General features: G+C 64.8%; 17 protein-coding genes, 1 tRNA gene and 2 pseudogenes. 3 read left to right on the top strand and 17 right to left on the bottom strand.

Annotation, left to right across the window (positions count from 1 at the left end; translation table 11 throughout):
• Positions 1-2 precede the first annotated feature (2 nt).
• The 4 genes from ACIF9R_RS24580 to ACIF9R_RS24595 all read right to left on the bottom strand — a co-directional run bounded on the left by ACIF9R_RS24580 (position 3) and on the right by ACIF9R_RS24595 (position 4,457).
• Positions 3-1,295 (bottom strand): homoserine dehydrogenase, encoded by a 1,293-nt coding sequence (locus ACIF9R_RS24580; protein ID WP_399983863.1) that lies wholly within the window; start codon positions 1,293-1,295, stop codon positions 3-5.
• Between the two features lie 207 nt (positions 1,296-1,502).
• A complete protein-coding gene (lysA, locus tag ACIF9R_RS24585) occupies positions 1,503-2,894 on the bottom strand; it encodes a diaminopimelate decarboxylase (protein ID WP_399983866.1) in 1,392 nt (463 codons plus the stop codon).
• A gap of 20 nt (positions 2,895-2,914) precedes the next feature.
• Entirely contained in the window at positions 2,915-3,961 is a 1,047-nt protein-coding gene (gene nrtL / locus ACIF9R_RS24590) for an ArgS-related anticodon-binding protein NrtL (protein WP_399983868.1), read from the bottom strand.
• A gap of 88 nt (positions 3,962-4,049) precedes the next feature.
• Complete coding sequence (locus ACIF9R_RS24595) at positions 4,050-4,457, bottom strand: PleD family two-component system response regulator (RefSeq protein ID WP_399983967.1); 408 nt, start codon at positions 4,455-4,457, stop codon at positions 4,050-4,052.
• A gap of 188 nt (positions 4,458-4,645) precedes the next feature.
• Between ACIF9R_RS24595 and ACIF9R_RS24600 the strand changes: the two genes are divergently transcribed.
• Together ACIF9R_RS24600 and ACIF9R_RS24605 are read left to right on the top strand one after the other, a co-directional pair.
• Positions 4,646-4,717 (top strand) — tRNA-Arg (locus tag ACIF9R_RS24600).
• 304 nt (positions 4,718-5,021) lie between these two features.
• Positions 5,022-5,648, top strand: coding sequence for a hypothetical protein (locus ACIF9R_RS24605; protein WP_399983871.1), 627 nt, complete (start codon positions 5,022-5,024; stop codon positions 5,646-5,648).
• A 65-nt stretch (positions 5,649-5,713) separates the two neighbouring features.
• On the opposite strand, the pseudogene ACIF9R_RS24610 reads toward ACIF9R_RS24605, so the two are convergent.
• From ACIF9R_RS24610 to ACIF9R_RS24625, 4 genes and pseudogenes are all read right to left on the bottom strand, one after another.
• Positions 5,714-6,412 (bottom strand): annotated as a pseudogene (locus ACIF9R_RS24610) (site-specific integrase); the annotation flags it as partial.
• Positions 6,413-6,446: 34 nt separating this feature from the next.
• The gene (locus ACIF9R_RS24615) at positions 6,447-7,796 is read right to left on the bottom strand and encodes a transposase (protein WP_399983874.1); all 1,350 of its coding nucleotides are present in this window, start codon (positions 7,794-7,796) and stop codon (positions 6,447-6,449) included.
• A 15-nt stretch (positions 7,797-7,811) separates the two neighbouring features.
• A pseudogene (locus ACIF9R_RS24620) lies at positions 7,812-9,578 on the bottom strand (reverse transcriptase domain-containing protein).
• 386 nt (positions 9,579-9,964) lie between these two features.
• Positions 9,965-10,558: a transposase gene (locus ACIF9R_RS24625; protein WP_399983877.1), complete on the bottom strand. Its 594-nt coding sequence runs from the start codon at positions 10,556-10,558 to the stop codon at positions 9,965-9,967.
• A 223-nt stretch (positions 10,559-10,781) separates the two neighbouring features.
• Between ACIF9R_RS24625 and ACIF9R_RS24630 the strand changes: the two genes are divergently transcribed.
• Complete coding sequence (locus tag ACIF9R_RS24630) at positions 10,782-11,285, top strand: hypothetical protein (protein ID WP_399983880.1); 504 nt, start codon at positions 10,782-10,784, stop codon at positions 11,283-11,285.
• A gap of 366 nt (positions 11,286-11,651) precedes the next feature.
• Here the strand turns inward: ACIF9R_RS24630 and ACIF9R_RS24635 are convergent, their stop codons facing one another.
• The 9 genes from ACIF9R_RS24635 to dndB all read right to left on the bottom strand — a co-directional run bounded on the left by ACIF9R_RS24635 (position 11,652) and on the right by dndB (position 24,949).
• Positions 11,652-12,119, bottom strand: a complete 468-nt coding sequence (locus ACIF9R_RS24635; protein WP_399983883.1) for a DNA phosphorothioation-associated protein 4 — start codon at positions 12,117-12,119, stop codon at positions 11,652-11,654.
• A complete protein-coding gene (locus ACIF9R_RS24640; RefSeq protein ID WP_399983886.1) occupies positions 12,119-14,173 on the bottom strand; it encodes an AAA family ATPase in 2,055 nt (684 codons plus the stop codon). The genes ACIF9R_RS24635 and ACIF9R_RS24640 overlap by 1 nt, the downstream gene beginning before the upstream one ends.
• Positions 14,170-14,334, bottom strand: coding sequence for a hypothetical protein (locus ACIF9R_RS24645; protein WP_010984359.1), 165 nt, complete (start codon positions 14,332-14,334; stop codon positions 14,170-14,172). The genes ACIF9R_RS24640 and ACIF9R_RS24645 overlap by 4 nt, the downstream gene beginning before the upstream one ends.
• A gap of 27 nt (positions 14,335-14,361) precedes the next feature.
• Positions 14,362-16,308, bottom strand: coding sequence for a DNA phosphorothioation system restriction enzyme (locus tag ACIF9R_RS24650; RefSeq protein ID WP_399983890.1), 1,947 nt, complete (start codon positions 16,306-16,308; stop codon positions 14,362-14,364).
• Between the two features lie 197 nt (positions 16,309-16,505).
• Positions 16,506-18,389: a histone-like nucleoid-structuring protein Lsr2 gene (locus ACIF9R_RS24655; protein ID WP_399983892.1), complete on the bottom strand. Its 1,884-nt coding sequence runs from the start codon at positions 18,387-18,389 to the stop codon at positions 16,506-16,508.
• Between the two features lie 1,459 nt (positions 18,390-19,848).
• The gene (gene dndE, locus ACIF9R_RS24660; protein ID WP_399983895.1) at positions 19,849-20,229 is read right to left on the bottom strand and encodes a DNA sulfur modification protein DndE; all 381 of its coding nucleotides are present in this window, start codon (positions 20,227-20,229) and stop codon (positions 19,849-19,851) included.
• On the bottom strand, positions 20,219-22,246 hold the full coding sequence (dndD, locus tag ACIF9R_RS24665) for a DNA sulfur modification protein DndD (protein WP_399983898.1): 2,028 nt from the start codon (positions 22,244-22,246) through the stop codon (positions 20,219-20,221). The genes dndE and dndD overlap by 11 nt, the downstream gene beginning before the upstream one ends.
• Complete coding sequence (dndC, locus tag ACIF9R_RS24670) at positions 22,233-23,813, bottom strand: DNA phosphorothioation system sulfurtransferase DndC (protein ID WP_399983901.1); 1,581 nt, start codon at positions 23,811-23,813, stop codon at positions 22,233-22,235. The genes dndD and dndC overlap by 14 nt, the downstream gene beginning before the upstream one ends.
• Positions 23,810-24,949 (bottom strand): DNA sulfur modification protein DndB, encoded by a 1,140-nt coding sequence (dndB, locus tag ACIF9R_RS24675; protein WP_399983904.1) that lies wholly within the window; start codon positions 24,947-24,949, stop codon positions 23,810-23,812. Before dndB ends, dndC begins: the two co-directional genes overlap by 4 nt.
• Positions 24,950-25,046 lie beyond the last annotated feature (97 nt).

Raw genomic sequence — 25,046 nt, forward strand, 5'->3', positions numbered from 1 at the left:
GGCTACTCTCCTTCAACCCGCATGATGCTCGCGACACCACGCACGGTGTCGAGCTTGCGCAACGCCTCGACGGTCCCGCCGAGGGCCGCGTCGGACGCACGGTGCGTGACGACGACGAGCGACGCCTCGCCGTCCTTGCCCTGCTGGCGAACCGTATCGATCGAGACACCGTGCTCCGCGAACACGGTGGCGACCTGGGCGAGAACACCCGGTTTGTCCGCCACGTCGAGGCTGATGTGGTAGCGCGTGACGACCTCGTCCATCGACGAGACGGGCAGCGCGGCGTACGCGGACTCGCCGGGACCGGTCGTCCCGCTGACCCGGTGGCGCCCCACGGCGACCAGGTCACCGAGGACGGCGGAGGCGGTCGGCGCGCCGCCGGCACCCGGCCCGTAGAACATCAGCTGGCCTGCGGCGTCCGACTCCACGAACACGGCGTTGTACGCGCCGCGCACGGAGGCCAGCGGGTGGCTGAGCGGAATCATCGCCGGATGCACCCGCGCGGTGACCGACGCCCCGTCGCCGGCCCGCTCGCAGATGGCGAGCAGCTTGATGGTGCAGCCCATCTCCTTGGCGGAGGCGAAGTCGGCGGAGGTGACCTCGGTCATGCCCTCGCGGTGGACGTCGTCGAGACGCACGCGCGTGTGGAAGGCGATCCCGGCGAGGATGGCGGCCTTGGCGGCGGCGTCGAACCCCTCGACGTCGGCGGTCGGGTCGGCCTCCGCGTACCCCAGGGCGGTGGCCTCGTCGAGCGCCTCCTGGTACCCGGCGCCCGTGCTGTCCATCTTGTCGAGGATGAAGTTGGTGGTGCCGTTGACGATGCCGAGCACCCGGTTGACCTTGTCCCCGGCGAGCGATTCGCGCAGCGGGCGGATCAGCGGGATGGCGCCGGCGACGGCGGCCTCGTAGTAGAGGTCCCTGCCGTGCTCCTCGGCGGCGGCATGCAGCGCGGCGCCGTCCTGGGCGAGCAGCGCCTTGTTCGCGGAGACGACGGAGGCGCCGTGCTCGAAGGCGGTGGTGATGAGGGTGCGGGCGGGCTCGATGCCGCCGATGACCTCCACGACGATGTCGAGGTCGCCGCGTTTGACGAGCGCGGTGGCGTCGGTGGTCACCAGGGCGGGGTCGATCCCCTCACGCACCTTGTCGGGCCGCCGCACGGCCACGCCCGCCAACTCCACCGGAGCCCCGATCCGGGCGGCGAGGTCGGCGGCGTGCGTCGTCATGATGCGCGCCACCTCTGAGCCGACCACACCACAGCCCAGCAGCGCCACCTTCAGCGGACGCGTACGCATCATCCGACCTCGTTTCCTGATTACCGTCTCGGTTGCACCAGTCTCACTCACCGGACGCAACTTTCTGCGTTATGTCCGGATCGTGAGACATCAATTTCATCTCCCTGACCGGAACGACCGAAGATCTTCCGCCACCCGACCAGGCCCCCGTCCACCACCACTCAACCACTCACCCGACCGGCACCCTCCATCGGTCACGCGGTCACGCGATCACCCGACGTCGAGCCGGAGCAGATCCTCCTCGGTCTCCCGCCGGACGATCACCCGCGCCTCGCCGCCGCGCACGGCGACGACCGGCGGCCGCATCACATGGTTGTAGTTGCTGGCCATGGACCGGCAGTACGCCCCGGTCGCCGGTACGGCGAGAAGGTCGCCCGGCGCCAGGTCCCCCGGCAGGAAGGCGTCCTTCACGACAATGTCCCCGCTCTCGCAGTGCTTGCCGACGACCCGGCACAGCACCGGCTCGGCGTCGGTGGTGCGGGAGGCGAGAGCGACGCTGTACTCGGCGTCGTACAGCGCGGTGCGGATGTTGTCCGACATCCCGCCGTCGACGGAGACGTACGTGCGCAGCCCGTCGAGCGGCTTGACGGTGCCGACCTCGTAGAGCGTGAAGGCGGTCGGCCCGACGATGGCGCGTCCCGGCTCCACGGAGATGCGGGGCGTCGCGAGCCGGGCCGCCTCGCACTCCCGGGTGACGATCTCGGTCAGCGCCTTGGCGATCTCATGGGGCTCACGGGGATCGTCGTCACTCGTGTACGCGATTCCGAGCCCGCCCCCGAGGTCGATCTCGGGCAGTTCGACCCCGTGCTCGTCCCGCACCTCCCTGAGCAGCCCCACCACCCGGTGCGCGGCGACCTCGAACCCCGACATGTCGAAGATCTGCGACCCGATGTGCGAGTGGATCCCGATGAGCTCGAGACCGTCCAGCTTCAACGCCCGCCGCACGGCCTCCGCCGCCTGCCCGCCCGCCAGCGGAATCCCGAACTTCTGGTCCTCGTGGGCGGTGGCGATGAACTCGTGCGTATGCGCCTCGACACCCACGGTGATACGGATCTGCACCCGCTGCCGCGTACCGAGCTCCTGGGCGATGTGGGCGACCCGCACCATCTCCTGGAACGAGTCGAGCACGATCCGCCCGACCCCGGCCTCGACGGCCCGCCGGATCTCACCGGTGGACTTGTTGTTGCCGTGGAAGGCGATCCGCTCGGCCGGCATCCCGGCGGACAGGGCGGTGGCCAGCTCCCCACCCGAGCAGACATCCAGATTCAGCCCCTCCTCGTCCAGCCACCGCACGACGGCCCGGGACAGGAACGCCTTGCCGGCGTAGAACACGTCGGCGTCCTCACCGAACGCGGTACGCCAGGCCCGCGCCCGGGCCCGGAAGTCGTCCTCGTCGAGGAAGTAGGCGGGGGTGCCGAACTCCTCGGCCAGCCGCTTGACGTCGATCCCGCCGACGGAGATCACCCCGTGCTCGTCACGCTCGACGGTCTGGGCCCACACCTTGGGGTCGAGGGCGTTGAGATCGGCGGGCGGCGCGGAGTAGTGCCCCTCAGGGAGGACGTCGGCGTGACGGGGCCCGGCGGGATGTGCGGAACGGCTCATGATGTTCTCTCTGGGCTCTCTCAGAGGTGGTCGGGTGCGTCGATACCGAGCAGGGACAGGCCACCGGCCAGCACCGTCCCGGCGGCTTCGGCGAGGGCCAGCCGGGCACGGTGGGCGGCCGAGGGTTTCTCCTCACCGAGCGGCAACACGCCGGGAAGCAGCGGCAGCACCGCATCGGCGACGGTCACGAGATGCCGGGCGAGCCGGTCGGGCGAACGGTGGTCGGCGGCCCCGGCGAGGACGCGCGGGTAGTCGGCGAGGGCCTGGACCAGCCCCGGAGCCTCCACGCTCCCCGGCTCCGCCCCGAACCCCAGATCACCCGCGTTCCGTACGGCCGCCCGACACCGGGCGTGCGCATACCGCACCCGGAACAACGGATTGCTCTCCCGCTGCACCAGATACTCGTCCCCCGCCCGGGGCCGATCACCCGGCGCGGGATACAGCAGCGCCCAGCGCCCGGCGTCCCGCCCGAGCGGCAGCGGATCGAAGGACACGGGCACGGGCCGAACACCGACAGGACCATCCCCCCCGGTGCGGTCGACCCGCACCCCCAGCCCACTCCCCCACGCCGTGTCGAGCGCCCCGGCACAACTGGTCTCCACGACGCACCCCTGCGACCGCAGAAGCCGCGCGACAACATCAAGCTGAACGACGGCCCGCACGTCACGGGCGGCACGAAGCGATACAACGCCCCCGCCCCCGCTGCTGCCGCTGCCGTTTCTGCTGCCGTGTCCATACCGGGATCCACACCGCAGGATCTCGCGCACGAGGTCGGCGGAAGCGGCGTCCTGAAGCCGCATATTGATGAACCCGGGCCCGGTGACGACCACCTCACGGATCCCACCGGCACGCAGCAACTGCCCTCGAATCACCTCGGCGACCCGCGGCGCCGGCTGCCCGGCCGACCGGGCGATCTGCAGGGCGACGTTGGTGGCGTAATCCCCACACCCCCCGGGCCCCGGCGGAGCCACCACGACCCGCTCGGGCACGGCCACCGCCAGCTCGCCCTCCTCGACGGCACGGCGCACCGCGTGCAGCACGGTGCGGGAGAGCTCGACGGGGGTCACGGGACAAGCGTAGGGGAGGAGGGGGGTGGGTATGCGAATGAGTTAGGCCTCAATCCCGGGATGTGGACGCCCGTGGGCACCCCCGGCCTCACCCGCCGGCATGCCCCGCGGCCGGCTCCGCATCCCCGGTCCCACGTACCCGCCCCAGAGGATCCACGATCAACTCACGAACGAGCCGGACAAGTTCCTGAGGATCAAAGGGCTTGGCAAGAAAAGCATCGACGCCGACGTCGAGCCCGCTGTCCACCTCGTACTGGCTACAGGCACTCACGATCAGGAGCGGAAGGTCACGCGTACGCGGATCGGAACGCAGCCGTCCGGCGGTCCGCAGCCCGTCGAGCCTCGGCATGACGACATCAAGGGTGACAAGGTCGGGCCGCACCTGATGAACGACTTCCAGACACTCGGCACCATCGGCCGCGGTCACGACCTCGATGCCCTCCAGCTCGAGGTTGACCCTGATCAACTGCCGGATGACCTTGTTGTCGTCCACCACAAGAACCCGGCCCGCAGCGCCTGCCACAACTCGAGAGTAGGTCGGGACCGGCCACCGCGTCCGCCGTTTCCCCACTTCCACCCCGCACGAGCGACACCCCCGCCCTCCCCCACCACGAAAACGGTTCCTGACCACCCCATCGGAACTGGTAGTGTTCTACCCGTCGCCGCGATCACCGCGACCGACACGCCCCCGTAGCTCAGGGGATAGAGCAACGGCCTCCGGAGCCGTGTGCGCAGGTTCGAATCCTGCCGGGGGCACCTTGCAGAAGGTGCCCAAAGACCCCGTCACCAGCGGAAACGCTGGAGCCGGGGTCTTCGCGTATGTGCAGGCGGATGCAGCCCGGAGCGACCGTATGTCGGGGTCCGTGGACGAGGTGTGAACGGGATCTTGGGGCATCGTCGCAGGTGGTGCCCCTCGTTGGAGCCGAGCAGACCTGCGCCTCGTTATCGTCGTCCTGGTCTACAGCTGCACCGCGGGTGGGTATGAGGCTGGCGAAGCTGAGCTGTCGCCACCAGCCGCCGGCCGGGCAGACGAATGGATGAGTTGGGGGATCTCGTGGACGTGACCACGCTTGCCGTCGCGCTCATAGGCGTCGGAGGAACGCTGGGCGGAACTCTGGGTGGGGCAGTACTCAGCCAGCGCGCGAGCCGAGAGCAGAACAAGCGTGCCGATCGTGAGCGGGCGGAAGACCGCCAAGACCAAGCGCAGCAAGCCAGACGTGAGCTCTATGCCCGCCTGAACACCACCGCTCGCGCTTACCGGGTCGCCGCCCGAGACGCGGTCCGAGCGGCCGAACGCGGTGAGGACGTCGAGCCGACAATCCTTGACGCCGCTAAAGAGGCCTGGTCAGAGGAATATTCTCAGGCGCAGATGGCCCTGCCCAAGGATGTTCTCGAAATCGCCTCGACCCTTAACAGGGCACTCGGAGTCGGGTACTCCGTGGTCAAGCAGTTGCCGAGCAGCCCCGACCTGGACGAGGCATACAGTCGTGCGAAGGCCTGGTTCAATGGACCGCTGTCCGACGGCGTGTACCTGCTGCGGGTCACCTTGCGACATGACCTCGGCGTCGAGGTCGAGCCCGGCTTCGAACGCACTCGCATCCAGATGCTCGCTGCGCTCGACAGCGAGCGGAGAAACCTTGAGCGCCTGCTCTCCTCCGAACAGGCCCAAGCCGCCAGATCTGGTTAACGCGCTGCACAAACGACGAGGCCCCTGGGAAGAACGCCAGGGGCCTCGGACACGGTCAAAGGCAGTCACTCGTACTCGCGCAGGAGGTCCTCGATACGCCGGTTGGCAACGTCCTGCCGTCCGTCGAGGCACTTCGCGTAGCGAGTCAGCAGGACTTCGACACTGTTACCGGCGCGCTCGGCCACCTCGGTGGGGTGAACGCCGGCGTTGAGCCACGTCGACAGCGCCGAGTAACGAAGGTCGTACGGCCGACTCGCGAGCGGCGAGGACGCGACGGCCGGCGGGAGCGCGAGGAGCCGGGCCTCTTGCCACACGCGGTAGTAAGTCGAGGACGGAACGACCGAGCCTTTCTCGCTGAAGAAGGGCCGTCTGTCATCCGCCGTACCGAAGGTGGCCAGATGCTCGCGGAGCACAGCGACGAGGTGAGGCGGGATCGGCACCCGCCTCACGTCCTCGGTCGGTCAGTTCTTCAACCCACGGTCGTCATGGGTCTCCCCTGAGTCGGTCCACTGCTTGCCGACCGGCGGGCGGGTCCGGTGGAACAGGGCCGAGCCCCAACCCCGTTCGGGAAGGATCAAGTCCGTCTCGACAAGGCCGACCGCTTCCGCCGGCCGGAGACCACCGAAGTACATGGCGGCGAACAGACCCACGAGACGACGGCCGCGGGCACACCGGTATCCGCCCACATAGGAGACGGCAGCCAGGAGGTTGCGGGCCTGCTCCGGGTTGGCGACGACGCGCGAGTCCACCTGGTTGGCCACCTTAGCTTGATCCTGTCGGGGATCTTGGAGATGCCGGTCAGGTTCCCAGGGTTCGCCATGACTTCAGCCGGGGTATCTCGCGCTGGTCGAGGTCGCGCTGGAAGGCAGTCGGTCGGCGGGACGTGGCTGCTTCTTCGGCCGGTGGCAGTCCGCTGAGGCGCTCGATGTTGACGGCAATGGCCGTCAGAACGTGCTGGATGTGGGCCTTTCCGTGTCCTCGGTAGCGGCAGCGCCGCATGCCGTGTCCGTGGGCGAACTCGTTGACCGTGCCCTCCACTCCCGAGCGGACCGCATAGCGGGTCTTCCACTCGGGCGTCTGTTGCTCCGCGCGGACGCAAAGTTGCAGGTCACGGAGTTCTCGCGGGGGAAAGCCCACGGTTCGGGCACTGTCGGCGGTGGAGGTGCACTGGGTGCGGGCCGGGCAGGGACGGCACTGACTCTTGGTGAACCTGGCCACGATCAGCGGGGCCGCGGTGGGTGACGAGGTCGGGTAAGGGCCGTGCCAGCCCACACTGACCTGCCCCTGAGGGCACGTGACCTGCTGACGGTCGTAGTCGATGTGAAAGTCGTCCCGGGCGAAGCCCTCGTTCTGCCGGTGTTGGCGGGTGGGGTTGCTTTTCAGCGGCCCGGAGACGGTGACCTGGTGTTCACGGGCGGCTTGTTCCAGGTGGGGCAGGGACGTGTAGCCGGCGTCGACCAGGTGCTCGGCGGGCAGCAGCCCGCGCCGCGCCAGACGGGTGTGGATGCCGGGCAGGACCTGACTGTCGTGGGTGGTGGCCGCGGTGGTGGCCACGTCCGTGATCACGTTGGGGCCGTCGGCAGCACAGGTCTCCGTCAGATGAGCGGCGAACCCCTTCCAGCTGATGATGTGCCCGTGCCGTGCATAGCGGGCCGAGGTGTCGTAGGGCGAGACGACTGCCCGGGACGAGGGCGGCAGCCCGGGTCCGCCTTCCTTCTCGGCGGTGCGCCAGCGCAGCCGGCCTGCCTGGTCACGGTGGTAGTTCTGCACCATGATCTGGCGCAGGGCCTGGACGCGAGGGCCGGACGTGCGGCCTGCTCCGTGCCGGTAGAGGTGTTCCAGGAGCCGGACGGCATCGTTCCCGGTGGCGAGGATCCTGGTCGTGGGCTTGGTGGGGTTCTTGCCCAGGCGGACCGGCCAGCCGTGGCGGCGGCCCCACTCCCTATCGACCAGCTCGTCCAGCAGGTGCGGGGATGTGCCGGCGACTTCTTCGAGTGCGGCGCGGACCGCTTCGGTGATCAGCTCCAGGCGGGTCAGGTCGCGCACCGCGGCCAGGAACACCGGTAGGCCGTTGGCGAGGTTTCCGCTGCGTGCGGCGCCTTTTCCAACGGCCTCCGGTCCGAACCACGCGGGCACCTTTCGATGCACGTAGCTCTCAAGTGACTATCCCGTGGGTGTCGCGGTCGGTTGCCCGGCGTGGATGGCCTGGTGGCAGTCCGCGCAGACCACGAGGGTCTTGCGGCGCCGTTTGGCCATCAGTTGCGCTCACGCGGGCTGTGGTCGCCCCGGTTGGTCGAGGTCGGCAAGCTTGCGGACCTGGTGGGTTTCCACCGGAGCGCGGCGCTGGCACCACTCGCACCGCCGCGCCGTGAGCCGGGTGACCAGCTCTGTGCGGCGGACGGTGACCGGGGCTGGCTGACGGTCGACGATGACCGCTTTCTTCTGCCGTCGTAGAGGAATGCCACCGAACCTGGCGGTCAGTGGTCTCCTGCCCGGCCGTGACACGCTGGCCTCGAAGCACGTGTATGGCCCGTACGGGCTGTCGACCTTGGCCTTGTACTTGCGGGCCATCTTCGACACCGTCGAGCGGTGCTTGGCGGCCAGCGTCTTGAGCATCGAGGTCAGGGCCACCCAGTGCAGGTAGTCCAGTCTCCCGACGTCGCTGGCGAGCAGGTAGTACTGCACCAGTCCCCGGAACTCGGCGCCGTAGGTACTGATGATCACAGGGTCGTCACGGGTCATCAGTTCTGTGCGGCGTTCGGGTTTGCCGTGTTTGAGGTACGGGGCGGCCTTGGCCTTGATCACCGTTCGCGGTACGCGTAGCCGGATGTGGCCGTTTACCTTCGGCCGGCACCGGCTGTGCTGGACGGTGATCTCGTAGCCGAGGAATCTCGCGGCACTGGCACGGGCATGGGTGACCAGTGTCTTGTCCTGGCTCAACTCCAGGTTGAGGTCCTCACGCAGGAAGAGGGCCAGGCGTTGCTTGATCTGTTCGGCTTCGGCCTTGGGTCCGGTGAACCCGAGAAGGTGATCGTCGGCGTAGCGGCAGTACCGTAATCTCCGGTATTGGGGATCGTTTGGGTTCCCGTGGGGAAGACCACGTCGTGCTGCGCGCAATTGCCGGACTGCGACTCGGTCTCCGCGCTTACGGGCGCGGTGGATCGCGTCGGTTTTCCTGGTGTACGCGGGGTTGGGTGCCCTGCGTTTTCCTCGGGTATATTCTGGGATGAGAACTGTCTCGACAAAAGTGTCCAACCGGTCCAAGTAGATGTTGGAAAGGATTGGGGATGCCACGCCACCTTGCGGAGCTCCGCTGAGTGTGGCGTTCCATTCCCAGTCCTCCAGGTATCCGGCTTGCAGCATCTGTTTGATGAGCCGAAGGAACCGGTTGTCGTGGATTTTCTCTGAGAGGATCGAGAGCATGACCTCATGGTCAAGGCTTCCGAAACAGTCAGAGATGTCCGCTTCGATGAACCAGGTTGTCCCGCCCCACGTCTCCTCAATTTCGCTCAAGGCGCTGTGGCAGCCACGGTGGGGACGGAAACCGTGCGATCGACGGGAGAACTGTGGCTCGTAGTACGCCTCCAGCAGGAGCCGGACTACTTCACCGACAAGTTTGTCCACCCAGGACGGCAGGCCGAGGGGTCTTAGTGTTCCGTTCTTTTTCGGAATGTAGACGCGCCTCACAGGTTGGAATCGGTGGCGCTCGTGGCGCATCGCGTCGATGATGCGTCCGATCTTGGCCATAGACATGCCATCCGCGGTTTCCCCGCAGGCCCCGGGCGTCATCGCCCCATCGTTGGAGTAGATGCGCCCGTAGGCCACAAGATACAAGTCCGGGTTGAACAGTTGTCGATACAGTTCGTTGCACGGCAGGCCACGCCTCCCGCGTTCACGGAGGACCTTCAACACCGTTTCGGCACTTTGCATTACGCATACCTCGCGGATTTTGAGTGTCCGGTCACCTAGCCCCCTTCGCCCTGCGGACGGCCTTCCCGTCCTCCCTGGTCGGGCGTTAATCCGACGACTACTACGGGGCCTCTGTCACCATAGGACTCGCGCCCCTTAGGTGATCCCACGTTCGTCTCTGTCATACGTCATAGCGCGATTTAGGTTCCCCACTCATCCCCTTGAACTCCCTCACTGGGAGTCGATCCACACCCCGGAGGTTGCGCCGACCCTCACGTTATATCGGCGCAGGGCATGGCACCGGTTTCAGACGTCTTTCCGGTGGGAGACTCCTTTGCACCTTCTGGAGATTAGGGTACAGGCAGTCCAGCTTTAACCATGTCGCGCGGGTCCCGTATCGCCTTGCTTCATACGCCTGAACACAAGCGATACTTTCCTGACATGCTATGGTTCCCTTCACTTTTCAGATCCAGGTAAGTCATTGGACCCAGAAACATTCCTCCGAGTTTCTCCCGGCTGAGCCGGGGATATGACAGAGCGCCTCGTGGCGCAGCGTGGGTGGAGTCGGTGCGCTGCGTGGTGCGCTCGCGCACCAGTCCGGCCTCCGTGAGGCGGGCCAGCGCAGGGTCGAGGAGGCGGTCAGCGCGGTCGCCTTCGGCGAGACGGTCGCGGAAGTCGGCCAGCACGCTGTGGTGGAAACCGGGATCGTCCAGTTCCATCGCCATGGCGTACTTGAAGTCGATGCGACAGCGGACCGCCTCGGCGGTCTGCCGGTCCGACAGGCCGAGCAGAAACTGCAGCACACAGACGGTGGCCAGTTGAGCAGGCGAGAGACCCGGGCGCCCATCCCGCGGGTACCAGTCGGCGAAGTCCCTGTCGCACCACAGCCCATCCAGCCGGTCACGCACCCATATCGCCGTCGTACCGCCCGGGTTGCTCGCCCGCGCGATCTGCGCGGTCAGAGAAAGGACTTGCTCACCGGAACGGGGGCGAAGGGACAACGGGCACCTCGACAGCTGCGCCGGTCGGCAGAACTACTCGAGCATGCCCGTTGACCATGCACCCGCACCGCGAAACTCCAAGATCCCCGACAGAGTCAAGCTTGAAGTCGTTCTCTTTCCGAACCTCACGTGTATTTCTGATGGTCAGGCATGAGATCCGGGTTGTTGCGGGAGTCTCGGTCCGTTGTGGGCCGAGATGTCTTGGGGGTGGCGGATGCCGTCGATGCGGGCTGTTCTGGAGACCAGGCGGAAGACCGCGGCGGTGCGGGTGGAGGAGCTCGCAGCCGAGTTGGATCGAGCGCGGACGGCTCTGGCGGAGGCGGAAGATGTGCTCCGGTGCCGGGTGATCGGTCTGGAGCAGTATCTGGAGGCGCTGGCCGAGGCAGATGCACCCGCCGTGGTGGCCGACGGAGTGGCGCAGAGGAAGCCGGTGGGGCCGCGCCGGGCGGTGCCTCACCGCCAGGACTCCGCTGGAGTCGAGGTGTTGTCGGTGGACTACAAGGCGTTGATGGCTGCCGCCGGGGAGGCGGGGATCGGTGGCCTCGGTGCCCGGCGAGCGGCGGTGGTGCTGGGCTGGGACAGCGGGTTGGCCTCGCGCGTCGAGGGAGCGCGGGCGCGGCCAAAACGGCTGGTGGAGCGGGGCTGGCTGGTGGAGGACAAGCCCGGTCGCTTCACGCTGCCCGCACCGGACCAGGCTGGTGCCGGGTGGCCAGGCGGCGGCTCATGACCATGCTCATCGACCACAGGACGACGGCCTCGCTGGTGTCGGTGCGTCGCTCGTAGTCACGGACCAGGCGTCGGCTGCGCAGGAGCCAGGCGAAGGACCTTTCGACGACACAGCGACGGGGCAGGACCTGGAAACCCTGGATGTCGTCGCTGCGGCGGACGATGTCGAAGACGAGTCCGAGGTGCTGGGTGGCCCAGTCCGTGAGGTGGCCGGTGTATCCGCCGTTGGCGCTGATTTGGCGCGAGTGATCATGGCCCCTAAGCTTCCGGCGCGTCGGGCAGTCTGTGGACCTGCCCGGCGGAGGCCGGATAGGAGAAGATGCCCGGCATAGTAGCGGCAGCGTCGTGCCGGGAGTCGATGTTGCTGCTACCAATCCAGGTCTGCGGCTTGCATCAATGCAGAGACATCGTTCTGCCGTTCGTCGGGCGCGGTGAGAGCGTCCATGACTAGGGTGCTGATGATGGAGACGTAGTCGTGCCCTCCGCTGGCGTTGATCTCGCCTTGAATATAGTTCAGTCCTCCGTTGGCATACTCCTCGAAGATCTCAACCCGATCGGGCTGGCGCTCGTCGGCGAGGATCTTCGGATCATTGGGCTCCTCCGCCACTGCGATCATGTCGATGAGTACATCGCCGTATTGACGGCCTTCGACCAGCGCCAAGCGGATGGGCTCGCCGGCTTTGTCGAAGGGCTCGCGCTTTCCCTTGTCGCGGCCCAGCACCGCGGCGAACATGAGTACGTCCACCATGGCATTGAACGGGCCCTCTTTGCCGGCCAGGGCCGCGATGAGGTCCTCGTGGGCGGCTGGCCTGCGGAAACGGTCTTCGTATGCCATCAGAGTGCCACCTCTTCCAGAATGGTGTGCTCGAAATCACCGTGCATGACGTATGCGACGGCCCGATTGTTGATCTCGATCGTCTCTTGCGCGGCGCCGGTGTTAGGGGTGACCGTGCGCAGCACGTACATGCGAGTCGCCGCTCCTTGGAGGTTGTCCATCACGTTGCCACTCGCCTGGGAGTTGGACAGCAGGGTGACGATCTGTGAGGTGAGCTTTGGCAGTGCTTGGGAAATTTCTTCTTGGTAGGTGAAGTCCAGGCTGCCGAAGGGAGCGTCCATGACGACCGGGTAAATTCCCCCCTCGCCAATGATGTCGTCGCTGTCTTTGGCCTTGCGCTGGTGAATCTGCTTGGCGATCTCCGAGACTGCGCCGACGAAGGACAGGCCCAGGACCTGGTTTTCGCCTGTGCTGCGGATGGCGATGCCGGCGGGGGACTTCAGCAACAGCTCAAAGGAGTCGGTTAGTTCGGGCTCGTAGGACTTGATGAAGATCCTCGAGAAGACCTCCTTGAGCTTCGCATCGAGCTGTTCGCGGACCTCTTCGGTCTTCAGTTCCAGTGCTTCGCGGAAGGTGTCCAGCACCTCGTTGACGAGATTGACCTGCCGCTGGACCTTGCGGGATGCTTCGTCCGCTGCCTGCGCGGATCTGAAGAGTCTCTTCATCTTGTCGATCTCGGCTTCGAACTCGATCCGGCGCTCTTCCAGACGGCGGTGTTCCGCGAGTCCGTCAATGCGTTTTTCGTCGTACTCCTTGCGCCGCTGCTCGAGGCGCTGTACGTCTTCGATGTTGACGCCCTGCAGTTGGCGGTCGATTTCGCTCTTTTCTTCCTCCAGGCTCTTGATCTCGTCCTGGCAGTTTTGGATTTCGAATGTGGCCTGCCGCAGGTCGTCGAGCAGCTTTTGACGTGCCTCGCTGAGGTGCTTCATCTGTCCACTGACATACATCCATCGGGCTTCCACATCGGCAAGACCAGCGTTATAGCGGCGCTTGTCCAGCTCGTGATATGCCGCGCTCCCCTCGGGAACGGGGGTGCCGCACATGCATATTCCTTCTTCGAGGAGGCCCTCGATGAAGTCGCGTTGGATGCCGGCGGGCAGTTGGCGGCGCTCGCGCATAGCTTCTGCCAGCCCGATCACAGTGTCGTCGATGTGCGACGTGAAGGCAAGAAATCCTCCCTTGGACAGGATCTCACGCTTGCGTGCGTACCGGTCCTGCAGTTGCCCGCCCATCTCGTTGATTTTCCATTCGAGCTTCTTACGAGCATTTTGCAGAGGCTTGGATTCCGAGTGGCTGCGCAGCGCTCGTTCCATCTCCCGGACTTCGCGCTCGTAACTGCTGATGTCGCGGGAGACCTTCTGCGCACGCCGGGCGGCGTCATCACGCTGCTGTTCGAGGCTTTCCTGTTGATCGCGCAGCTGCTGGAGGCGGCTGTCCCCACCCTTGTCGATCTCCTTCGCTAGGCGTCGTGCGGCTGCGGGAAGGTGCTCGGTGATCGCCCGCTCCATCGGTTCAAGATCCATCAGGGTCTTGATGGCGCGTTTGACCTCGTCGTTGTTCTCCTCGCCGGTGAACATCTTTTCCATGCGCTCACCGTTGAAGAAGAAGAAGCGACGTAGGCCTTCGGGAAGGATCTTCTCGATGCGGTCCTGGCCGTTGGCTACGGGCTTACTCTCCCCGTTCCTAATCTCGTTGAGGGTGAGCTTGGCTCCAACGGCTACCTGCTCCTCAGTGTTCTTAACGGTGGCCACCTCACGCAGCGCGGTGAAGATTGCCCCTGCGTGTTCGAATTTCAGCTCCACCGACGCGCTGATGGGCATGCCGTGCGGGGTCTCCGCCCATTTGTGGTCATGGATGACACGGTGCTGCTGCTCGACGTCGGCGGAGAACTTGCCGTACAACGCCCAGGCGAAGGCGTTGAGGAGGGTGGTCTTGCCTGCACCGTTGTTGCCAAAGATCAGCACCGCCGGCTTGGAGTCGTCGACGGCGAGGTCCAGCGTCTGACGGCCGTAGAACGCGCGAAAGTTGTCCAGGCTCAGTCTCAGGAGTTTCACTTGATCAGTCCCTTCACGGCCGCCACGATCTCATTGACCACGGTGGTTGAGCTTCTGATGTGCAAGTTCTCGCGCTCCAACTCGATGACACGCCTGGCGAGTTTGACGCCCTCGGGCGACAGCTGACTCAGCACGTCCTGCGCAGTTTTCTTCTCGCTCACGTCTACTCCGTTTGGTGATGCAGTGGATCAGGTGTCGAGCAGGCCATATCGCAGGCGTAGTGGACGAAGGAGGTCGAGGGTCTCGGCTTCGTTGTCCGCCAGTTGTGCGAACTCCGTCACGCGGGCCAGCTCGCGGGCCACCATGCTGCGTTCGGTGCGGTCCTGCAGATCCGGCATATTGGACGGGGGGACCACGATGAAGTCGACGATGTCGGCCATGGTCTTGCCGGGTGCCTGTCGCAGCACTCGGCCGCGGCGTTGAATGAACTGCCGGGGGTTGGAGGAGCTGGCCAGCAGGTATGCGGTGCGGGCGGCGGGCACATCGACGCCTTCGTCCAGGCAGCGCATGGAGGCGATCACTTGCAGCTTGCGGTCGGCGAACTGCTGCAGGACTTGCCGACGTTCGGGTCGCTTGGTCTCGGCGGTGTAGCGAGCGGCGGGCATCTGTAGCTGGTTGCCGACGAGGTCGAGTACTTGATCGATCTGCGCTGGTTCCGGCGCGGCGCCGTCTTCGTAGGACAGGGGGTGCTGTCCCTCTGCGCAGTACAGCAGCTGATACCACTCCTCGCTGCGTTGGCTGATCTCCCCTCGCAGCGCTGGGAGTTTCGCGCGGGCGTGGCCGAGGAGGTTGGCTCGTTTACGCAGCAGGTGGCCCAGGGGGCTATTGTCGTCGGCTTGTTCGGAGAACTGTTGCATCGCGAACAGCCTGCCGATCTTTTCCGTGACCTCTATATAGAGGTCGGTCTCATTGGCATCCAGTTCCACGATCACGGGCTTATAGGTGTAGCGACACAGTGCTCCTGCTTTGATGGCGTCACCGAGTCCCAGGTCGAAGACCACCGGCCCGAAGTAGTCAGTGAGCGCGGTGGTGCCTTCGTCGTCGAACCAGCGTTCCGGGGTGGCCGACAGTCCGAGGCGAAACTGCGCGCTGTCGGGCAGCTTGGAGCGGATGTGCCGGGCGCCGAGGTTGTGTGCCTCGTCGGCGATGAGGAGGAGCTGGCCGCGGTACCGCTGGAGGATGCTTTGGAAGGCGATCTCGCCGAAAGTCTTGTTCGTAGTGATGATGACGCCACCACGGGTGGTGTGCAGTGCCAGCGCATCCAACATTTGGGAGGCGTGGGGGAACCATGAGGCGGTCGACTCGTAGGCGCGTAGGGGGTACACGCCGAACCACTCGATGTCTTTCGCCCACTGGTCGACCAGGTGCTGGTAGGGGGCAATCACGACCGTGAGTAGTGGTTCGCCAGCCTTGTGGAGCATCTTGGTCACTTGGGCGGCGGCGGACAGGGCGGTGAGGGTCTTGCCGGTGCCGGTTGCCATGCGCATGATGCCGCGGCCCTGGTGAGCGAACCACTGGGTGACGGCCCTCTTCTGGTAGTCGCGCACTTGTAGCTGCGGAGGGATGGTCAGCATTCCGGTCCGGTCTTCGCGGATGACAGTGATCGGTGCGCCGGACGGGGGGATCACTGTGTCGTCGTTGGGGTCAGCTGCAGCGCAGCTGCTGCGCTCGATGATCTGCTTGGCGGCATCGGTGAAGGGCATCACACGAAGCAGGGGGGTCTTGTCATGCCACAGGTCGTCGAAGTCCTTGCTGATACGCGAAGCCCGTTCGCGGTCTCGCTCGTCCCAGCTACGGAAGACCTCGATGGATTCAAAGTTGCCCACCAGGCCCGACAGCGTCTCATTCGCGCTGCCCTTGAACGCAACGAGGTCGCGCTCATCGCGGAACACGCCGATCTTCTCGTGATACATGCCGACCCGGCTGCCGGCCGTGACGTAGGCGAGTTTCAAATCCAGTCGCCCCTCGGCGATGAGCGCGCCGAGCTTGCCCAGTCCGCGCACCGCCCTGAGGTCTTCCGTCGCACGCTCCAGGTCGCGTAGGGCAGCCTTCTCCATAACGGCGCGGAGCTCGTAGCCCGCTTCGATCTCGGCGATGTCTTCGGCGAGCAGATAGGGCGAGGCCACGATGCGCATCTTCCCACCGCGCCGGGTGAATTCTTCTATGCCCTCACCGATGACAGCCAGTACAGAGGCCGTGAAGTACCCGACAGCACGGTCGTACGCAGTCGATGCCCGCAAAGCCGGTACGTAGAACTCATCGACAACGTTACCGCGGTCGCTACGGTACTCGCCCCCAAGACCGGCGCCCCGGAGAGCTTCAAGAGCGTGCACTAGAAGTCCAATCCGAGATCCCGGGCGAGCTGAACACCCGCAGTGTTATCGGTGGGCTCGTCGGCCCGATGCGTGTCGCCTTGTTCCCTCCCGCTCTCAAGGTCGGTGAGGCGTTGCACTCGTCCCCCGCGAGCAGTGAAGGGTGCAGAGGAGACCACCTGCCGCAGGGTGGATTCTTTGATTGTGAAAGCTTGCGTCAACACCTTTACGAGCTCGTCGCTTTCTATACTGCCGCCCGCCTTATCGACTTCTTCTTCCACCAATTCACGCACGCTGCTGTAAGGACGCAATTGCCATTCTGCAAGCGCCCAAGAATCGATATCGCTGCGCGTGAAACGCAGGTCAGCGGCAAGTTGCACCTTCAGGGACCGCTCATTTACGGTATCGCCCATGCGTGAGGCGAGTTCGCCGGCCGAAAGCGGATGATCCGCTTCCAGGAGTACCTCCCGAGCGCGCTGCTTAAGCGTTTTCCGGACAGGGGAACTCCCGCTAGCCGGTACGACTTCCTCTATGTCCAAAACCCAGCCGTTTTTCCCCAGGGTGGCGTTCAGAATGCGGTGGACAATATTCTGTGCCTGCGGCGGTAGTTCTTCCCAGAGTCGCAAGAGAGAACCGAATGTTATGCCCTGCTCATCGGGATTCATCAGAGCAGCGAGCGTCGCGAACTCCTCGGCAAGCGCGCTCTCCGGCGAGCGCGAGGGATCATCACGAGTGAGAGAGAGTGGTGGCGCCTCTCGCGGCGAGGCGGCGTGCGACGTGTCGCCGAGTGCCGCGGCATAGGCTTCCTGTATAACTCGCGAAATACGTCCGCGCTCTCCTATGGAAAATCCGTTGCTGCGCGCCCATGCTCGAATTGCGACCGCATCTGCCTGCGCTGGTGCGCCGCCAGCCGAAGAAGGGGGCTCCGAATCCCCGTCGTGATCGTGCATGCTCGGCTGTGATGCACCGTCGAGATTCTCCGCAGGCGGGCGATTGCTCGGCGCCGGCTGGGTATCTCGTCGCGAAAGATCACCGAATTCGGGGGTGATAGACATACCACTGAAGTGCAGCTGACCCGATCGGGCAGGAATCCCACAAAAATCGAACCAGGCATCAATGTATGCTGCAACCCATCCCCGTTGGCTGAATATCCTCCGGGCAACGGGAAGGGCCATCACCTCATTCTTTTCAGAACTAAGGATGCTCAGCGTCTTTTGCACTTGCTCGCGCACAGAGGGGCGGCATAGCCATTGTTCCTGCACTTCAGCGTGACGCAGGGAGGACAGCAGTGATACGAAACTCACATCACTATTCGGCAGAACTTCACCTAGCCACGGGCGACGGTGCGGGAGCTGCGCCATAGGTGTCGGCGCATGGGTGACATGGTCGAAATCTGCCACAGCCGCCCGCAAAGCAGAAGATGTGGCCATGGCAGCGTCGAGGCGATGGGGTAGCTCGTCCCAGAGTACCTGCAAACGTTCCAAAGGCATACGGTGCTGCATAGCTAGTGTGGACAATTCCTGGTGCTTTAGGGCACAACCATGCAAGAGCAGGATGCTTTGCTCTTCGCTGTCCAGCTCACTGAACCACTGTGCTACCGCTACAGCGTGCGAGGTCTCGTCTGGCAGGGCGACCGCGCGCATCACAGCACTCAGGAAGGTAGCTACCTCATTCTGCAGCAGGGGAAGGTGCAAGCTGAGATGATGCGGTGTCATGCCCCGCAAATCATCCAGCGTGAGAATTCCGAACTCTGCCAATGCTGCAGTAGTGCCGCCGTTTTCCATATCGAGGTCTTCAATGACAGTGGTGGCACGCAAAGCCGGAAAGAGTTTGCTGCAGTCTTCATCCACGAGGGTCCCGCTAGACAACACAATGCCGCTTAGCAGGTCAAAGACTTCTTCCATGGAAGCCCGTCTCATCGCCGTCTGCGCCGGGCTTTCCTTACCCCACCACTGAGCGGGTCCCCCGAGTCGTTGGAGGTCGATAAGGTCTGGCGCGCCGAGATATTCGACCCACGGGAAAACATCAATCCACGTGTCAACACGCTGCGACGACTCCGCCGAAAATGCTGACACTTACGCCCCCACCATGGTTACTTCACTGCCATATCGGATGTGCGATTCACCCGCACGGAAGGTCAGCGGCCCGAGAAGCCGGCCTTCATTGATGACCCCGCGGTACTTCTCGCACCTTCGCATGCGGTAACTCCCACTCCCCCCGGTAGTCCGTTACATCGCCGAGCCCTTCAACGGGACAAGAGCCAGCTCCTGTCGGCCCGAGTAGGTTGTCGCCTGCTTTGGGGCAACGGTGCGATGGAGGTCGACCGTACTTGCCGCACCGCGCCGGCATGTGGCCAGCCGCGTTCGAGGCTGGGGATGGGCAGCGGGGCTGCTGGAGCACAGGCAGAGGCCAGACCGCACCCGAGAGGCAGCGCACAATCTGAGGCCGCCCTGCAGGGGGCTAGTGCCGCTCCTACGAGGCTGCCGTCATCACCGGGTACAGAGTGTGCGGTAGCCGGCGCACACGTTCCCTCGGCGGCTTGATCCGCTCGTGTGCGATACAGAAAGCTCTGCAACATGGAGAGTTGAGCCCTACCCTTTCGCGCGTGCCAATCACCGAAGGCGACGCACCGTCGCGGTGCGACGAGTCAGTGCGGGTAACGCCACGCTCAGCCTCGTACTTTGCGTCTCGGCAAGCGGAACGTGGCGGTGGGGGCGTCCACTTTCCGCCCGGCATCGTAGCGGAACGTCCAGGTAGGCGTCTTCTCTTCGATGTATCACGATTCAACCACTACCCCCCTCAGAGGCTGACCGGGACCTGCTGCGCACCGGACGCTTGGTCATGTGAACAGCGCCGCTGCGGGGTTGCCCTCAGTGACATACCCGTCTAGAACACGGCCTACCATCATGTCTTCTTTGAAGGGCTGCCGCCGTCCCGTCGCCTGGATCGCTCCCGCAGGCCAATTCGTGGCACGGAACGGAGCGCCATGTGCGCACACCCCCTCGCTGCCTGCACGCAGCCGATGTCGCGCCCGGGGGCCGGAAAGGAGCTAAGCGCCCGGTATTGACATGGACTTGGCCGCCTGCGTGAGCTGCCTGCTGGAGCAAGCGGCGAAGCAGAGCGGTCTCGGTGGCGTCGCAGCCGTGTCCATGGCTCGTGCAACGTCTCCCCATGGTGGCTGCGCCGGGCGAGGGATAGTGCAGAGGCTGCAGGGAAGGTGCGGTGCTTCGGACATGAAGCTGTCGGGCATACGAAGGTTCGCATGCCCGACAGAGGGGGTGAAGAGTTTGTCTTCTCTTTGCGGACAGGTTTTGGCGCGTGCCAGGGCGGGGCGAATGTGTGCCCTCGGGGGGTGTAGGAGCGTCAAGAGGGGACGACGGCGCCGATCATTCCTTCGATGGTGGCCATCGCCTTGTCCGCGCCCAGATATCCGATGCCGCGGTGCAGGTGCACGGTCAGCATGCGAGCGACGTTCTCATCGGAGACTTCCTGCCCACCCGCCGCGCAGCGCTGCTTGAGCAGGGCCAGATAGACGTCACCGTGCTGGCCGGCGAAGGTCTTCCAGGTCATCTCCACGTTGGAGTCGGTGACGATGTCCTTGACCAGCGGAGTCGAGGGGTCTTTGAGGGACAGCAGCAACGCCCAGCGGCACAGCACGTTCCACTGGGTGATGCCGGTGGTGCGCTTGAGGTAGATCAGCCGGTCCTTGGCTGGCTGGGACAGGCGGACGTTGTCAACCGGCATGCTGTGCTCCTGCGTTCCACCAGTAGCCTTCGACCACAGCGGTGGTGAACTCGGTGTCGTCGTGGACGAGGGTGTAGGTCTGGGCGACGGACTTCTTCAAGCGGCCCAGCAGGTACTCGTCGATCTCCTCGTCAGTGGACAGCAGAAGGACCTGGTCGCTGGCGTTGGGGAAGTAGCGGTCGACGAGGTGCTCGCGATGACGACTGTCGAGGCGGCCAAGGGGGGTGTCGATAACGCTGGGCAGGCGGTTGCCGGCGACTCGCATCAGGCCCCACAGCAGGGAGACGGCCAGGAGCTGGCGCTCGCCGGCGCTCAGGCGCGCCGGGTCGAGGGGCTCGCCGTCGGCGTCGGCGAGGGTAAGGGTGAACTTGTCGGTGTCGATGCGCAGGTCGTGCACGAGTCCTTGCTTGCGCATCAGGACCTTGAAGCTTTGAAGGACGGCCACTTCGAGTCGGCTGATGTGCCGCTTGAGGAGGGCGGAGCCGAAGCGTTCGAGAGTGTCGCGGGCCCTTTCGGAATACTTGATGATCCGCTCGACTTCTTCCGCCTTTACCTTGGTGCGGACGAACTCCTTGTGGGCCCGTTCGAGCAGGGCGGTGACGTGCTCGCGGCGCCGCTTGAGGTCCTCCAGCTTGGCCATGGCGCGGTCGCAGGCGGCTTGGCTGCGGGCCACTTCCACGATCTGCTCGTCCCGGGCCACCTGTAGGGCTTCGACTTTGTCCTGGGCGGGGACGCCGGCGAGCTGCCGGTCCAGCTGGTCGAGTTGTTCTGTCAGTTCCGCGGCGCTGTGCAGTAGTTGCTGTGAGCGCTCATGGTCCCGCTGCAGGAGTCCATCCAGGACGGTGAGCTGGGCCAGAGCGTCGTGCGGCAGGTGTAGGTCCACCGGCAGCTGGGTCTTGTCGGCGCGCTCGGCGCGGTCAGCGTCCAGTTGCTTGAGCACATCGGCGCGGACGGTGTCGGGCACCAGATCCAGCAACCACTGGTCACGCGCTTCGAGTACCTCCAGAACCTGTGCCGATTGCTGAGCTTCCTGCTCCCTTTCGGCCTGCCGACGCACGTCCTGCAGGAGCGGTTGGGCCATCAGCAGGGGCAGAGGTCCCGCGGCAAGCTGGATCAGCTCGCCGCGCACCTGGGCCAGGCGGGCGGCGGTCTGCTTTTTGTCGTTCTCCAGCTCGATGCGCCTAGTGAACAGATCGCCGCCCTCGTCGGCGAACGCCTTCTCCAGGCTGTCCAGCTTGCGCTGCGCCTTACCGAGCTCGGTGCGGGAGTGGGCGAGTTCCTGATGGGCGATGTCGTACTGGGAGAGCACCGCTTCGCGTTCGGCTTCCTGGGCGCGGATGTTGTCCAGCAGGTGCTGTTCTTCGTCGGACAGCTTCTGACGACGCTGCAGGGCCAGCAGGTCGTTGCGCAACTGCTGGACAGTGCTCACGCCCAGGAGGGAGTGGACGGCGGATTCGATGACAGAGGCGGCCCGTTCGGGGTCGGCCAGTGATTCGATCTTCTCACCGTCGAAGAAGGCCAGGGAGGCGATCTCCAAAGGGAGGAGAGATTCGACGTGGTCAGCCCAGCCCTCGCTCAACAGCCGATTGAACTTGCCCTCGGGCGTGACGTTGCGTTGCGTCTTTGAGCGTGCGCCGTAGGTGTCGTCGACGTAGACGTTGAGGAATTCCTTGAGGGTTTTGCCGCTGATGTGCCAGCTGCGGACGACGCGGTAGTAGTGCTCGTGCCCGCCGGTCATCACGGTGAACTCGAGAGTGATAGCAGAGCCACGGGTGGGGTCTGCCTTGCGGTTGATGCTTTCGCGCAGGTAGGCGTCGTAAGCCTTGGTTCCGCGGCCGCTACAGCGGGCGCGGTTGCCGTAAAGCGCCAGCTGGATGGCATCGAGCAGGGTCGTCTTACCGCACCCGTTCAACCCGCCGATCAGGATGATCGGTTTGTTCTTCTCGGGGGTGAGATCAAGAGACTGCTTGCCGCGGTAGGCCCCGAACTCTTCGAGGGTGATCTTACGCAGGAGCATCGAGTTCGTTTTCGTCGTCGAAGGTCAGGTTCTCGGCGATGTCGTCACGCCACTTTTTCTTGCGCGTAGCGAATTCCACGGCGTCTTCGTGGTTGTCGTAGTAGCCCTTTTGCACGGCTTGCTCAAGGGCCTGGAAAAGGCCGGACCGGCGAGCCATGGTGCGGTACTTTCGCTCGACGGCGAGAAGTTCGCGGACCATGTTGTAGTGCAGGTCGTCGCCGTCGCAGACCTGCTTGAGGACGTCCATCTCGTCGGAGCCCATGACAAGCTGCTCATCCAGCGGGCCGCCCGGGAACGGTTCGCCGGTGGCGTCCTGGTAGATCTGCGGCAGGCTGTCCTCGACCTCATGCTTGTCGAACACCCAGATCCGGCGGATCTCATGGAGTTCGTCGAGCGTGATGAGTTCGATGTTCTGCACGTGCTCGGGGGCGTGGGCACGGATCCATGTTTGCGCCTGGAGCAGCTCCTTGAGCCACTCTTCGCGGTAGGACTGCAGGTAGGGGCCGTGGATGGCACCGTCGTTGAACAGCATCACCTTGCCGTTCATCCGGCGGAAGTCACGGGCCGGCTTGTCGGGGCGCGGGAAGGGTGCCTTGCGGCCGGGCGGGAGGTCGGGGTCGCCCTCCTGGTAGTGGCCAAAGGGGGCATCGAGCTTGTTACGCAGATCCAGCAGGGGGAGCATCCACTCCTTTTCCTCGTCGTTCTGGATCATGGCGGACATGGACTTGTCCTGCTCGACGAGGGTGCAGGTCCAGCAGCCGAAGCGGCTGGAGCCGCAGGAGGGGGTGGTGGAGTCGACCACGAGGGGGCATTCGCCGTCCCCGGAGGCGCCCTGGTACATGGTGAGCAGGTCCTGATTGTTGTAGCCCCAGGGGTTGGGCTTCTGCATCAGGAACTCCCACACATCGTCGTTGGTCCAGTCCTCAACGGGGCTGTAGACGAGGGAGTTGGGCAGGTTGGCGTTGGGTGAGAGGCGGTCGCGCACGCGTCGCTTCTCGTGCTTTTCCATGGCGCGGGCGCGGGCTTGGCTTTCTGCCTTGCGAATGCCCAGCACCATGATCGCTTCACCGTGGGCAGCGACCACGCTGCGGATGAAGCTGTTCGACGGCTTGATCTTCAGTCGTTCGGTGCACCAGCGGAACTTCGGGCGCGGGGCCGGATAGCCGCGGCCGATCAGGTTCACCCAGAAGGTGTCCTTTATCTCCGGCGTGAGGCGGTGTGGTTCGATCGGCAGGCTCTGTGCCTTTGCCGCCTCCTGCATGGTGCCCAGGGAGGCGGAGACCCAAGCGGCGACGACAGGGTTCTCCACGAGGGTGTCGGTGGAGATGACGTGCACGGTCTTGGTGCGTTGCTCGGCGGGCAGGTCTGCGAGGGCCATCCACACCAGTTGCAGGACGGCGGTGGAGTCCTTGCCGCCGCTGTAGCCGATGACCCAGGGCACTTGGTCGGCGGTGTAGAGCTCGCGGATCTCCTCGGTGAGCTCGGTGACGACCTCGTCCAGCGAACGCCCGTCGAAGGGCTTGCGGCGTACGGGGGTGAGCCCGAGGTTGAGGGGGATGGTGGTCATGCCTCGCCTCGCAGGTATGCATCTTCCACGCGTTGTTCTTCCGGGCTCAGCTCCAGGCCCAGATGCTTACGCAGGTAATTAACAGTAAGTGTCATGTTTTGATGGCTTTTGGAGACGCGGCCTCCGACAATGGCACGCCCCTCCCAGTCGGCGTTGGCCCGGCTCCAGTCCACGTGCTTCAACGGAACCAGACGCTTCTTCCACACAGTCACCTTGATGGACTCTCGCAGCAGCGAGTTGCCGATACGGCCCAGCGCATGCAGGGCGATGCCGTGACTGTGAATGAAGTCTCGGCGCATCTCTTGCGCGGACAGCTGCTTGTCACGCACCATCGCCCATTCTGGCAGCGCCGCGTCCATGGCCTCCCAGAACGACTGCGCCAGCCCAGTCGCCTCGTCCTGCTTGAGCTCGAGGCCTTGGAGCAGGGATTGGTTGCCGAAGTACAAGGCGCTGAGGGTGAACAGCTTGCGAGAGCGGGCGGACAGGGTGCTTTTTTCCATCTCCACAAAGCCCTTGAAGATGGCCGAGCGTTCGGTGAGGGTCCGGGTGATCTGTGCGTTGACGTCCCGGTGGTCGTACAGGACGCCGATCGAGCGCGCCGGACGGACGGCGTGCCGGTTGAGGTCAGCGAACATCTGCTGAGAGCGCGCGAGTCCCGTGTCGTGAAAGAAGACCACGGCGATGGTCTCGTCCCCCAGGTCGGGGTTTTCCTTCAACGCCAGCTCGATGGCGGCGCGGCGGTGCTGCCCGTCGTTGATGAGGAAGCGTGCGTCCATGGGGATGCGCAGCTGCCCGGTACGGTGCGCGGCTCGTTCGGCTCCCTGGCTCTCGAAGACCATGTCTCCGTCCACGGAGGCGGTGAGGGCACTGAAGACGTAGTCCTCGGGGTTGTCCAGGATGTAGCGGGCGAGCGCCGGCAGGCGTCCCTTGTTCAGGACGCGCTGGGCTCTCAGTTCGGCGGAGAGATCATCTTCGTCGAAGAGGAAGATCTTCGGGATGAGCCGCAACGGGCACATCGACGCGTAAAACTCACGCCCCGCCTGCACCCCGCGGATCGCAGGGAAGGTGTACTCAAAGCCATTAGACACTCGCGAGACAGCCCGCCCCGCAGCTTTGCTCGCCGCTTCAGTCTGCACCCGTGCACTCTAGCGTGGGCGTACGTGTACTGAGAAACGTACGTCACTTTCGTCTCGACGTACTCAGGTGCACAAGATGACGTACCACTCCTTCGAC

Origin of the sequence: Streptomyces sp. NPDC086080, from assembly GCF_044540255.1 — a bacterium.
GTDB lineage: Bacteria > Actinomycetota > Actinomycetes > Streptomycetales > Streptomycetaceae > Streptomyces.